The sequence below is a fragment of the Tabrizicola sp. genome (assembly GCF_051645465.1).
In the GTDB taxonomy this organism is placed as follows: Bacteria; Pseudomonadota; Alphaproteobacteria; order Rhodobacterales; family Rhodobacteraceae; genus Tabrizicola.
Genome location: NZ_JBOFBI010000064.1, coordinates 1 through 12,169 on the forward strand (window position 1 = coordinate 1; position 12,169 = coordinate 12,169).

The 12,169-nt window shown below is 62.7% G+C and carries 8 protein-coding genes and 2 pseudogenes; 6 read left to right on the plus strand and 4 right to left on the minus strand.

Going from position 1 to position 12,169, the window contains the following annotated elements; all coding sequences use genetic code 11:
* The 3 genes and pseudogenes from ACRCSW_RS03675 to ACRCSW_RS03685 form a co-directional block, all read right to left on the minus strand.
* A pseudogene (locus ACRCSW_RS03675) lies at window positions 1–944 on the minus strand (type I secretion system permease/ATPase); the annotation flags it as partial.
* A gap of 25 nt (window positions 945–969) precedes the next feature.
* Window positions 970–2,907 (minus strand): hypothetical protein, encoded by a 1,938-nt coding sequence (locus tag ACRCSW_RS03680; protein WP_438702687.1) that lies wholly within the window; start codon window positions 2,905–2,907, stop codon window positions 970–972.
* A gap of 158 nt (window positions 2,908–3,065) precedes the next feature.
* Complete coding sequence (locus ACRCSW_RS03685; RefSeq protein WP_438702688.1) at window positions 3,066–4,589, minus strand: hypothetical protein; 1,524 nt, start codon at window positions 4,587–4,589, stop codon at window positions 3,066–3,068.
* Window positions 4,590–4,603: 14 nt separating this feature from the next.
* Between ACRCSW_RS03685 and ACRCSW_RS03690 the strand changes: the two genes are divergently transcribed.
* From ACRCSW_RS03690 to ACRCSW_RS03700, 3 genes are all read left to right on the plus strand, one after another.
* Window positions 4,604–4,837, plus strand: coding sequence for a hypothetical protein (locus tag ACRCSW_RS03690; RefSeq protein ID WP_438702690.1), 234 nt, complete (start codon window positions 4,604–4,606; stop codon window positions 4,835–4,837).
* A 460-nt stretch (window positions 4,838–5,297) separates the two neighbouring features.
* Entirely contained in the window at window positions 5,298–6,008 is a 711-nt protein-coding gene (locus tag ACRCSW_RS03695) for a response regulator transcription factor (protein WP_438702691.1), read from the plus strand.
* Window positions 6,009–6,011: 3 nt separating this feature from the next.
* Entirely contained in the window at window positions 6,012–6,530 is a 519-nt protein-coding gene (locus ACRCSW_RS03700) for a hypothetical protein (protein WP_438702693.1), read from the plus strand.
* A 151-nt stretch (window positions 6,531–6,681) separates the two neighbouring features.
* On the opposite strand, the gene ACRCSW_RS03705 is transcribed toward ACRCSW_RS03700, so the two are convergent.
* The gene (locus ACRCSW_RS03705; RefSeq protein ID WP_438702694.1) at window positions 6,682–7,140 is read right to left on the minus strand and encodes an Lrp/AsnC family transcriptional regulator; all 459 of its coding nucleotides are present in this window, start codon (window positions 7,138–7,140) and stop codon (window positions 6,682–6,684) included.
* A 192-nt stretch (window positions 7,141–7,332) separates the two neighbouring features.
* Between ACRCSW_RS03705 and ACRCSW_RS03710 the strand changes: the two genes are divergently transcribed.
* The 3 genes and pseudogenes from ACRCSW_RS03710 to ACRCSW_RS03720 form a co-directional block, all read left to right on the plus strand.
* Entirely contained in the window at window positions 7,333–10,761 is a 3,429-nt protein-coding gene (locus tag ACRCSW_RS03710) for an indolepyruvate ferredoxin oxidoreductase family protein (protein ID WP_438702696.1), read from the plus strand.
* A 12-nt stretch (window positions 10,762–10,773) separates the two neighbouring features.
* Window positions 10,774–11,940: an isovaleryl-CoA dehydrogenase gene (locus tag ACRCSW_RS03715; RefSeq protein ID WP_438702698.1), complete on the plus strand. Its 1,167-nt coding sequence runs from the start codon at window positions 10,774–10,776 to the stop codon at window positions 11,938–11,940.
* A pseudogene (locus ACRCSW_RS03720) lies at window positions 11,937–12,169 on the plus strand (methylcrotonoyl-CoA carboxylase); the annotation flags it as partial. The gene ACRCSW_RS03715 and the pseudogene ACRCSW_RS03720, both read left to right, overlap by 4 nt.

Sequence of the window (12,169 nt, forward strand, 5' to 3'; positions counted from 1 at the left end):
GTGTCCTTGCCCCAGATGCGCACCGCTTCGGGGATCATCGCCAGCGCGTTGATGATCTGGCTGTTGCGCGACATGCTGTCGAGATGCAGGTTCGCGCGGCTTTGATGCATGTTCGCCTCGGTGAAATGCCGGGCGGTCAGCCGCTGGTTCACCATCGCCAGTACGAACAGCGTCAGCGCCGTGACGACCACGATCATGCCAAGATCAGGATGCACCAGGAAGACACCCAAAACGAAGATCGGCGCGAATGGGGCGTCGAGGAACGACATCAGCGTGCCCGAGGTCAGAAACGAGCGGAGTGTCTGCAGGTCGCCCAGCGTCTGATACTCACGCCCGTTGCTGTGGAGCGATGCCCGCGCCGCAGCGCTGAGGATCGGGGCGCCCATCTGGACGGCCACCTCGACGGCGGTGCGCATAAGGATGAAGCGGCGGACTGCGTCGAAGATCGCGTAGAGGACAATCGCGCCCACGATCACCACGGTCAGCATGACCAGCGTATCCACCGACCGGCTGGTCAGCACCCGGTCCGAAATCTGGAACAGGTAGATCGGGATCGCCAGGATCAGGATGTTGGTGGCAAAGGTGAACACCATCACCGCAATCAGGTTGCGGCGCACGGCGGCGATGCCTGCCGTCAGGCTTTTGCCGAAGTCCGTGGGTCCGACGCGACGGTGGAATTGCGGCGGCTTGGCTCCGCCATCACCCCCGCCGTTCGCGGGCACCGGCGCATCGCTGCGTGGTGCGGGCTTGCCCTCTGGCGCGCCCTGCGGGCCGGAGGGCTCGTCGCCGTGTATCCGGGCCTGCGGGGCCTCGGCCGTTTCCGCCTCGGGAATCGAAGCGAGAAGCAGGGTGATCCGGGATTTGGGGCGACGGCCACGGTCCACGCGCTGATCGGCGCGCAGCTGCAACGTCGGGTATCTGTCTTCGATCGGCAGGTCTTTCAATACTCGTCCCCCCTTCGGGCGCGGGTCACACCAGAACGGCGTTCACTCCGTCAAGTTGTCCACTGTTCAATGCGGCATCCGCGGCATAGGCGGGCGGCGCCTCATCATCCGTCACCATCCCGTCGGCCAGAAACAGCACTGCTTCGGATGCAAGCGCGGCGGGGCCCAGGGCGGCATAAGGGTCGACTGCATTTTCATCAATGAAATTGGCCTGATAGATCACGGCGTCGGAATACATGTCGCCCCCGACGTGGATCTCGCTGTCCACGCCGACCGTGTTGATCGTCGCCAGATTGACCAGCGCGTTCGACCCGGTGATCACCGAAACCTCAGCTCCGCTGTCGGAGGTCGCCTCGGTCGCGAGAGCTGCCACCTGATCGGCGTCGCCCAGGATGTTGGTCTGGTCGATCACGCTCACGGTGAGGTAGTCGCCGGTGATGTAGAGGACGTTCAGGGTTCCGCTGCCTTCGAAGGCCGCATCGGTCAGCGCCATCGGGACCGCCCCGGTTGTGCCTGTCATCACGGCATTGGCGAGATCGGCATGGTATTGGTCCATCGCCAGCATGCTGTCCTGCCCGGTGCCGGTGATCTGCGCACCGTTCCAGAGGAGGTTGCCCCCGGCGGACACGGTTGCCGAGCCGCCCTCGGTCGCCACCCAGTCGGCGTCCAGAAGGACGTTCATCTGGCGGATCATGCTCACGTTGATCACGTCGCCACCGATGACGATGAGATCATAGCCCTGACCCAGTTCAAGAAGGTCAGCGACGTTGATCAAGGTGTTGTCACCAAGGCGCAGGAATGTGGATGCTCCCGACCAGGTCAGGCTCAAGACGTCGTGGTCGATTACAAAGTTCTGCTGCGTCATCCAGTTGCAGACGACGAGGTCGGCGTGCAGCGTGGTGACAGTCCACGAGGTCGGGAACTGCCCAAGGTCTTCGGGCGGCACCTCGGGTAGGGGGCTGGCCGTGACACTCTGCAGGGCGGCGTTGATCATCTGGCTTTGGGCCGCAGGGCCGTGGTTCGCGTCCAGATGTTCCGACACGACGTTGATTTGGCAGATCACGCTGACCGACATGTAGTCGCCCTGCACCAGCATGACCGGCGCATCCAGCCACGAAGCGGTCAGCACGACCTCGTTTACCAAGGAGTTGCCGCCGGTGATGGCGATATGGGCGGGATCGGCATTCGCCTCGGCCGTCACTTGATCCTCCCAGCTTGAGCCGGGCGGCACGTTTACCGGTTCCGGCACCTCTGGCAGGTGATCGGCAAGGACCGGCATCGCATCGGCAACCACGCCGTTGACATGCACGCCCCAGACATCGCCGTCCTCGATCACTGTGGCATCATCGCTTGCCGTGATAGCCGTGATATCGTCTGCGATCTGCCAGCCGACCGCTTTGATCGCCGCCACATCAGACGGATGGTCGTAGTCGCCCAGCGGGTCCAGCGCGTCTGCCTTGTCCAGAAGTGCTGCCATCGGCGCGTCAAAGGTCGAAAACGACGCGAAGTTGATCCCGAAGTCGTGCTGGATCTGGATGTCCTGATCGGACAAGACGTTCAGTTGCCCGAAGACCACCGCAACGGACGCTGGCGGCGGCGGCACGAAGTAGAACCCGTAGGGCCCGAGCCCCGGCGCTATAGGGATGGAGGGATCAAGGAACGGCACCGATAGGGGCAGCGGCACCTGAACAACCGGGGTTTGAACCGGATAGTAGGGTGGGGCCTTGGTCAGCGGGGTCACGGTGTGATCTGACGACACATCGATCCGCACGCCCGGATGGAACTCGCCCACCTTGAAAGGTGCCTTGAACGGTGTGTTAAGAAACTCAAGTTCGCCTTCAGTCTGCTGGGCTTTCTGCGCCTTGTAGGCGTCATAGTTTGTCCGCCCGCGGGCAGCTTCGGTAATCTGCTGAAATGATCCGATGAAATGCCAGATTTCCTGGGTCGTCATGTCGACTTGCATGATCAGCCTCCACAGAACCTGAACGGGCGCAATTGCCTGTCCGCATTGGCCCTAGGGGTGGTCAGCCCGCGCCGGAACATAGGCCCGCGCGGGCTGACCGTTCTTGTGGGAAGGCCCCGCCTGATCCGGTTCACGGATCCTGCGGGGCCAAAGGTCGCTCAGACCCCGATGTCGTCGCCTGCTGTCGTCAGGGTCGAGGTCAGGTTGCCGCCAACCACGGTCATGTCGACGGTGTTGCCAAGGATGTTGGCACCAAGCGTGATGTTCTGGTTGAAGGCCGAGGTCAGGACCGAGGCGTCGTTGATCGCTTCGGAGGTCGCATTCACAATGCCGTCGCCAGCATTGCCCGAGCCCCACTGGCCGCTGTCGCCGCCCCAGATGCCCACGCTGGCATCGGCATAGCCACCGGCGCCACCGGCCCCGCTGGTCGCCCATGCATCGCCTGCCGTGGTAGTGCCACCGTCGGCATAGCCCTGGTTCTGGCTGCCCGCGCCGGAATAGCCACCTGCTCCGCCAGTGCCACCGGTCGCCCCGGCTCCGGCATAGCCACCGCCCCAGCCGTTGCCATAGCCGCCGTCGCCGGCATCGCCAGAGTCACCGCCGTCAGCGCCAGTGCCGTCGCCGCCTTCGGCATTGGCCAGACCGATGCCCAGAAGGCCAAGGCCCACGCCGATCGCTCCGGCATCACCGCCGGTCCCGTCGCCGCCGTCGCCCGCGTCACCGGAATCGCCGCCATCGGCACCGACGCCAAGGCCCAGACCGACCCCAAGGGCAATCGCCCCGGCATCACCGCCGTTGCCGCCAGCACCGCCTTCAGACCCGGCTGCCGACAGCCCGAGGTTCAGCGCACCCGACGAGGCGTCTCCGCCAACGGCAAGCGCATGGCCCGAGTCCCCGCCGTCCGCATAGGCTTCACCGCCCGAACCGCTGGCATACCCGCCCGCGTCAATGCCCGGACCGGCGGATGCGCCCTCGGCCGTGGCGTTGCCGTTCTGCTCGAATGTGCCGTCGTTGCTCAGGCTCACGTTCGACAGGTTGTCATTGTCTTCCAGAGTGTTGGACTGACCGAACACCATTGCGGTGTCGTTGCCTTCGCCGCCCATGCCGCCGTTCAGGACGTCACGGAAGGTCATGTCGTTGCCCGGATCGTAGACGTAGGAATAGCTGGCATCACCGCCGGCCTGCATCGAGATGATATCGCCGGTGGAGCTGTGGTGCAGGTCAATGTCAGCGAAGTCATTGTCTTCGGGCACGAATTCGCCCAGATCGACGGTCGTGCTCACTGTGGTGGTCACGTTGGTGTTCGAGGTGTTGTTGGCCGTGTTATTCGCGGTGTTGTTGGCCGCGTTGGCTGCAGCATTGTGGTTGGCGTTCGCATTCAGGTTTGCGTTGCCGTTCAGGTTGCCATTGGCGTTGCCGTTCAGGTTACCGTTGCCGTTCGCATTGGCGTTGCCATTGGCGTTGCCATTGGCGTTGCCGTTGGCATTGTCGGACTCATTGTAGCTGTACTGGTGCTGGCCCTGCCCTTGGTCCTGCCCTTGGCCTTGACCTTGTTCCTGGCCTTGACCTTGCAGCTGCCCTTGGCCTTGGCCCTGGTGCTGATCCTGCTCTTGATCCTGGTCCTGATCCCACGGGTCGAAGGGGGCCCAGACCATGTTTTGGGCTTGGTTGCGATTGCTCATGGTAGATCTCCGTGTTGACGGTCCCGATCACCACCGATCATTTCCAAGTGGCATCCTTCGGGACGGGTTACATCTGCATCGACACAGGCGGCAGCACGGGCGATGTCTTCATGCGACTGCGCAACCACACGTTGAATGAAACGCGCTTTGTGGTGTCAGCAATCGCCTTGCGCCGACACTGTTCGCAGTCTGATGCGCCGGAAAAACCGGCCTTGACAAACTGCTGGCAGCAACGCGGCCTGAAATGACTTCATCCTATGCCGACACAAATGCCGACGACATGACTGTGCCTCCGAGGGCGGGGGCGTCACAGCCACCAATTCTGACTAAGCCGACAACTTCTGAGCGATTTCGCCGAGTTGTCATTACCTTAGTTCTGCACCATTGACGCAGAGTTCACTGAAGACGCCCGTTCTGTTCGGGTCGGTCGCGGAGCGCCTGCCATTTCGATCTGGTCTGACGATTCGCCGCGCGCCGAACGGACTAGTCCAATCCTTCATAGTTGCCCTAACCAAAGCGGGCGGCGTCGCGAGAACAAAAGCATAACCTGATCGTTCGATCTATTTGCAATAGACCCCTGCTGAGATATGCTGCCGTCATTGTTTTGGCACATTTTTGGCCATGTCGCTGTTTCCGCAGGCCGTTGAGGCCGTTTCCTCGGCGATGAGCCATCACTGACCATGGAAGCTTGTTTCCTGGGGAGGGATTATGGACAAAGATCTGCGTCTTTTCGGCGTCGACAAACTTTCTGTAGTGCATGACACCACTTCTGTGCTTGTCATCTGTGTCGGCTCAAGAATTCAGTTCCCCGATTGCCTTTGCCGCCTCATGGAATCCGAAGTCGAAGGCTGCAGCTATCTTCGGCTGCCCACGACCGCCGATCTCGCCGCGGCGATCGCAGGCGGTGATCTTCGCCCGCAGCTCGTTATCGTGGATGAAACGTCGTGGCCCAAGATGGACGGGGCTGTGCTGAACAGTCTGCGTCTCGATCTGCGGTCCAACATCGCCATAGCGTTTCGTGACGCACGCCGCGTCATTCAGATGATGGGCGGGCGGCCCGGCGTGCCCAAGGGGATGAGTTTTCTGCCGATGGATCTGAACATCGAATCCTGGCTGACCATCGTGCGGCTGATGTTGACCGGCTATCCCTTCGTGCCATCCGAACTCCTTCTTGCCACAGAGCTCGCTCCGCAACCCGACACTGCCGAGGCCCCCGCTGGCGCGCCCGCCAATCTTACGCCGCGTGAATGCGAGGTAATGGCACTGGTCGCGAAAGGATTTCAGAACAAGCACATAGCGGAACGGCTCTTTCTGTCCGAACATACGGTGAAGCTGCACCTGCATCACGCGATCTCCAAACTGGGCGCCCGCAACCGGACCGATGCGGCCCTTCGCTACCGACAGCACGAGGGGGCCTGACACATGCCTGCCGATCCGGCCCCGTCTCTTGAAAGCGCGGACGCGCTTCTGCAGGGGCTTTTGCTGCGCACCGGAACGCTGAACTATGTCTGGACGAATACCGAAAGCCTGTTGATCCACCTGATCGCGGGCCTGGGCGGCATGACCAAGGACGTGGCAATGGTCATCTTCCTGACCGTGAACACCACCCGCGCACGGCTGGAACTGGTGGACAGGCTCGCCAAGCTGCCCTGCACCCCGCCGGATCAGCGCAAGGCGATCCTTGCCCTGACGCAACGGTTCCAGAAAGAGGCGCCGCTTCGGAACAAATACAACCACTGCATCTACAGCTTTGATCCGACCCAAGGCACTGTCAGCACGATCCTGATGCGGATCGCCGACCGCAAGGACGACCTGCGCATCGGCCGGGCCGACCGCGCCGATGCCGATGAGCTGGCCGCCATTGATGCCTCCATCTCCCGGATACAAGCGCTGAACCTCGATATCTGGCAGGCGATCAAACGCTATGGCTATCCGGCATAGAATTTCGCCGTAGATCCAATTGCGTTGTGTTTCCGAGGCATTTGCTCCCGCAGTTAGCGGCATTCACACCACTTGACGTTGTCATGGGGTGGTGCCGGTCGGAAATGGCTCTGCCGATGTGAGCGCTCCTCGATCTGACGGTGTCTGACGGTCAGATCGGAACGTTCAGGCTATGCTTGACGCGTTTGAGGGTGACGCTGGTGTAGATCGACTGCACGTTCGGCAGTTCCACAAGGGCGTTCTTCACTGTCGCCTCATAGTCCCTGATGCTGGGCGCGATCACCTGCAGGACATAGTCGAATTCGCCGCTGAGCGAGTAGCACTGCAGGATTTCCGGCACGCCTGCCACTGACTCTTCAAAGGCTTTCAGGCGTTCACGCTGGTGGTGGGTGATCTTGACGAAGCAGAAGACCAGTATCTCATAGCCGACAGCCTCGGGGTCGATGACGAAGCGCCGGGCGCTGACGGCGCCTTCGTCCTGCAATCTTTGCAGCCGCCGCCAGCAGGGGGAATGACTTAGCCCCGTCGCCTCGCCCAGTTCGCGCATCGTGAGTTCGGGCTGGGCCTGGATCGCGCGCAGGATGCGGCGATCCGAATCGTCAAGTTCCATCTTCGCCCCGATCTTGATACACTAGAAGCCAACTGGCTGTCTTGCGGCAACATATGAAGAAATCTTGCTACCATGAAGATACATTGTATCCATTCCAGCGTCAAACAGGTCAACAATAACGACCTTGTTTTTCGCGGTTCGGGCTAAGGTATCGGCGAGCAGAACTACGCGGACCTTTGAGAGGAGACGCGGATGGCCATCACGCTCGACGACAAATACACGGCCGAAGGCGGCGCGGTCTATCTGACCGGCACGCAGGCGCTGGTCCGGCTGCCGATGACCCAGATGCGGCGGGACCGGGCGGCGGGGCTGAATACGGGCGCCTTCATCTCCGGCTACCGCGGCTCGCCCCTTGGCGGCTATGACCAGCAACTGATCAAGGCGAAGAAGTTCCTTGACCGGCACGATGTCGTCTTTCAGCCCGGCCTGAACGAGGATCTGGCGGCCACCGCCGTGTGGGGCAGCCAGCAGCTGCATCTTTCGCCCGGAGCGCGCAAGGACGGCCTCTTGGGCATCTGGTACGGCAAAGGGCCGGGGGTAGACCGGTCGGGGGACGTCTTCAAGCATGCCAATGCCGCGGGAACCGCGCGTCACGGCGGCGTTCTTGCCATCGCGGGCGACGACCACACCTGCAAGTCGTCCTCCATCCCGCATCAGTCGGATCATGCCTTCATCTCGGCCATCATGCCGGTGCTTTATCCGTCTTCTGTGCAGGAATTCCTTGAGATGGGCCTCCTCGGCATCGCGATGTCGCGATATTCCGGGTGCTGGGTCGGCTACAAGGTCATCTCGGAAACGGTCGAGATCACGACTGTCGTCGATCTTGCACAGGAGCAGCGCCAGTTCAGACTGCCGCAGGATTTCGAGCTTCCCCCCGGCGGGCTGAACCTCCGTTGGCCCGACCAGCCGCTGGAGCAGGACGAACGGCTGCAGGAACACAAGGGCTATGCTGCGGTCGCCTTTGCCCGGGCCAACGGCGTGGACCGGGTAATCATCGACACCCCCCGCGCCCGTTTTGGCATCGTCGCCTCGGGCAAGGCCTATGAGGACGTGCGGCAGGCGCTGGCCGAATTGGGGATCGGCCCCGAGGAACAGGCGATCATTGGCCTCCGCTTCTACAAGGTCCGGATGCCCTGGCCGCTGGAACCCGAAGGCATCCGCGCTTTCTCGCAAGGCTTGGAAGAGGTGCTGATCGTCGAGGAACGGCGCGAGATCATCGAGAACCAGATCAAACAGCAGCTCTTCAACTGGCGGGCGGATGTGCGGCCCCGCATCGTCGGGAAGTTCGATGAGACGGGGAAACCGTTCCTCAGCCTCTCCGCCGGGTTGACCGTGGCGCAGGTTGCGCGGGCGATTGCCGAACGCCTTCTGCGTCTCGACCTTCCCGAGGGGCTTGCCGACCACCTTCGCCGCCGCGCCGAGCACCTTTATGCGGCGGAAGACCGGGGCACTGCCCACATCCCGCCGGTCGTTCGCCAGCCGTACTACTGCGCGGGTTGTCCGCACAACACCTCGACGCGGGTGCCCGAAGGGTCGAAAGCCATGGCCGGGATCGGTTGCCATTACATGGTGCAGTGGATGGACCGCCGGACCGAGACCTTCACCCATATGGGCGCGGAAGGCGTGCCGTGGACCGCGATCAGCCGGTTCACTGACGAGAAGCACCGTTTCGTCAATCTGGGCGACGGCACGTTCTTCCATTCCGGCCATCTTGCCATCCGGCAGTCGGTCGCAGCGGGTGCGAACATCACTTACAAGATTTTGTTCAACGATGCCGTGGCAATGACCGGCGGGCAACAGGTGGACGGGGTTCTGACCCCGCAGCAGATCACGCATCAGATGTATCACGAGCGCGTGGCCCGGATCGTGCTGATGTCCGACCGGCCCGACCTCTATACCGCCGCCGAACTGGCGCCAGGCACCCAAATCCGCCACCGGGACGATATTGACGTGGTGATGGTTGAGCTTCGGGAAGTGCCGGGCGTGACCGTCATCGTCTTTGAACAGACCTGTGCCGCCGAGAAACGGCGGCGGCGCAAGCGGGGCACGATGGAAGACCCCGACATGCGCCTCTGGATCAACCCGGAGGTCTGCGAAGGGTGCGGGGACTGCTCCGAAAAGTCGAACTGCGTCGCGGTCGAGCCGGAAGAGACCGAAATGGGCCGCAAGCGGCGCATCAACCAGTCGATGTGCAACAAGGATTATTCCTGCCTCAAAGGCTTCTGCCCGTCCTTCGTGACGGTGCGCGGCGGCAAGCTGAGAAAGCACAGGGCCGAAGGTGGGCCAGAGGTGGCGTCGTTGCCCGAACCCGTCCTTCCGGAAATCGACCGCGCCTGGAACCTTGCGGTCGCCGGGGTGGGCGGCACGGGCGTGCTGACCATCGGGGCGATCCTTGGCATGGCTGCGCACGTCGAAGGCAAGATACCGATGATCCTCGACATGGCGGGCCTCGCCCAGAAAGGCGGCGCCGTTCTGAGCAACGTCCGTATTTCGCGACCCGACCGTCCCGTCGCCGCACCGCGCATTGCGGCGGGCAGCGCGGACCTGCTGCTTGGGGCGGATTCGGTGGTGGCGGCGTCGAAGGAGAGCATCGTTCTATGTGATCCGGGGCGGACGGAAGCTATCCTCAACACCCGCATCACCCCGGTTTCCGACTTCATCCGCAACCGCGATTTCGACTTCCAGGAGGTGGCCGTCGAACGAAGCGTCGCAAAGTCGGTCAGGTCGACCAGCCATTTCCTCGATTTCTCCGGCCTCGCGGCGCGGCTTACCGGCGATGAGATCGGGGCCAATCTCATGATGCTCGGCTACGCCTGGCAGCGCGGCCTGGTGCCGATAGGGCGAGATGCGATCCTGCAGGCGATCGAACTGAATGGGGTATCCGTCAAGTCCAATACCGACGCTTTCAACTGGGGCCGGGTTCTGGCGCATGACCCCGCCCGGATCGAGAAGCTGGCGAATGCACAGTCCCGCCCCACACTTGAGGCGATGTCGACCGAGGACATCGTGGAGCATCGCGCGGCGCATCTGCGGGCGTATCAAAACGAGGCTTTGGCCAATCGCTATCGCAGCTGGGTGGAGAAGATCGCCGACAACGACCTGAAACGTCAGGTCGCCATCACCTATGCCCGCGTCCTCGCTTACAAGGACGAGTATGAGGTCGCCCGCCTCTACGCCGCACCGGAGTTCCGCCGCTCGCTGGCAGAGGTCTTCGATGGCGACTTCCGCATCGCCTTCAACCTCGCTCCGCCGATGCTGCCCGGCAAGGCGGCCGATGGCCGACCGAAGAAGCGCGAGTTCGGGCCATGGATTCTGCCCGTGTTCCGCCTGCTCGCCCGGCTGAAGGTGTTGCGCGGAACGTGGGCCGACCCGTTCGGCCATACCGCCGACCGCAAGCTGGAACGGCAGTTGATCGCGCTTTACGAGGATGATCTGGCCTTGGCTGCCAGTAAACTGACAGCAGAAAATCTGCATCTTGTCCGCGAATTGCTGATGCTGCCCTTGCAGATCAGGGGCTATGGTCCGGTCAAGGAGGCGTCGTTCGAAAAGAAGATGACGCGGCGGGCGGAAGTCCGTGCAAGGTTGGAAGGCCATGACACGATGGCCATCGCCGCGGAATGAGGGGGGAGTAGCGTGTTCAACGCTTCAATGAAGTTCGACCTCGGTGAAGAGGTCAACGCCCTGCGCGACATGGTCCACGCCTGGGCGCAGGACCGTGTCAGACCGATGGCTGCGGACATCGACCGGAAGAACGAATTCCCCGCAGAACTGTGGACCGAGATGGGCAGCCTCGGCCTTCTGGGGATCACCGTGTCCGAAGACTACGGCGGCGCCGGAATGGGCTATCTCGCCCATGTGGTTGCAGTCGAGGAAATCGCCCGCGCCTCGGCGTCGGTGGCCCTCAGCTACGGCGCGCATTCAAACCTCTGCGTCAACCAGATCAAGCTGAACGGCACCGAGGCGCAGAAGCGCCAATACCTGCCCGGCCTCGTCAGCGGCGAACATGTCGGCGCGCTGGCGATGTCGGAGGCCGGGGCGGGGTCGGATGTCGTGTCGATGAAGCTGCGCGCGGAGAAGCGCAACGGATACTACGTCCTGAACGGCACGAAGTACTGGATCACCAACGGGCCGGATGCCGATACGCTCGTCGTCTACGCCACGACCGACCCCGAAGCCGGGTCGAAGGGGATCACCGCCTTTCTCGTCGAAAAGACTATGAAGGGGTTCAGCACCTCGAAGCATTTCGACAAGCTCGGCATGCGCGGTTCGAACACGGCTGAGCTGGTCTTCGAAGACGTCGAGGTTCCGTTCGAGAACGTGCTGGGCGCCGAAGGCAAAGGCGTGCGTGTCCTGATGTCCGGCCTCGATTACGAGCGTGTAGTGCTTTCAGGGATCGGCACCGGGATCATGGCCGCCTGCCTCGACGAAATCATGCCCTATCTCGCCTCCCGCAAGCAGTTCGGCCAGAGCATCGGCAACTTCCAACTGATGCAGGCCAAGATCGCCGACATGTACACCAAACTGAACTCCGCCCGCGCCTATACCTACGAAGTCGCAAGGACCTGCGACCGGGGCGAGGTCACACGGCAAGACGCCGCCGCCTGCGTGCTTTACGCGTCCGAAGAGGCGATGGTGGTCGCCCATCAGGCGGTCCAGGCCATGGGCGGCGCCGGGTTCATGAACGAAACGCCGGTCAGCCGCCTTTTCCGCGACGCCAAGCTGATGGAGATCGGCGCGGGCACCAGCGAAATCCGCCGAATGCTGATCGGGCGTGAGATGATGGGGGCGATGCGCGCATGACGATCCTGTCCTCGGCCATCTCTCAGCGGTCGGAGACCTTCCGCGCCAACCGCGAGGCAAACCTCGCCGCCCTCGAAACCGTCCGCACCGCCGCCGCCCTGTCCCTCGCCGGGGGCGGCGAAAAGGCGCGTGACCTTCATCAAAGCCGCGGCAAGCTTTTGCCGCGCGAAAGGATCGCCCGCCTGATCGACCCCGGCTCGCCCTTCCTCGAAATCGGCATCTTCGCGGC

Bases quoted from the DNA above. Each gene is read 5' to 3' on its own strand.
- ACRCSW_RS03710 (WP_438702696.1), top strand. From the start codon at position 7,333: ATGGCCATCACGCTCGACGACAAATACACGGCCGAAGGCGGCGCGGTC.
- ACRCSW_RS03705 (WP_438702694.1), bottom strand. From the start codon at position 7,140: ATGGAACTTGACGATTCGGATCGCCGCATCCTGCGCGCGATCCAGGCC.
- ACRCSW_RS03680 (WP_438702687.1), bottom strand. From the start codon at position 2,907: ATGCAAGTCGACATGACGACCCAGGAAATCTGGCATTTCATCGGATCA.
- ACRCSW_RS03700 (WP_438702693.1), top strand. From the start codon at position 6,012: ATGCCTGCCGATCCGGCCCCGTCTCTTGAAAGCGCGGACGCGCTTCTG.
- ACRCSW_RS03685 (WP_438702688.1), bottom strand. From the start codon at position 4,589: ATGAGCAATCGCAACCAAGCCCAAAACATGGTCTGGGCCCCCTTCGAC.
- ACRCSW_RS03695 (WP_438702691.1), top strand. From the start codon at position 5,298: ATGGACAAAGATCTGCGTCTTTTCGGCGTCGACAAACTTTCTGTAGTG.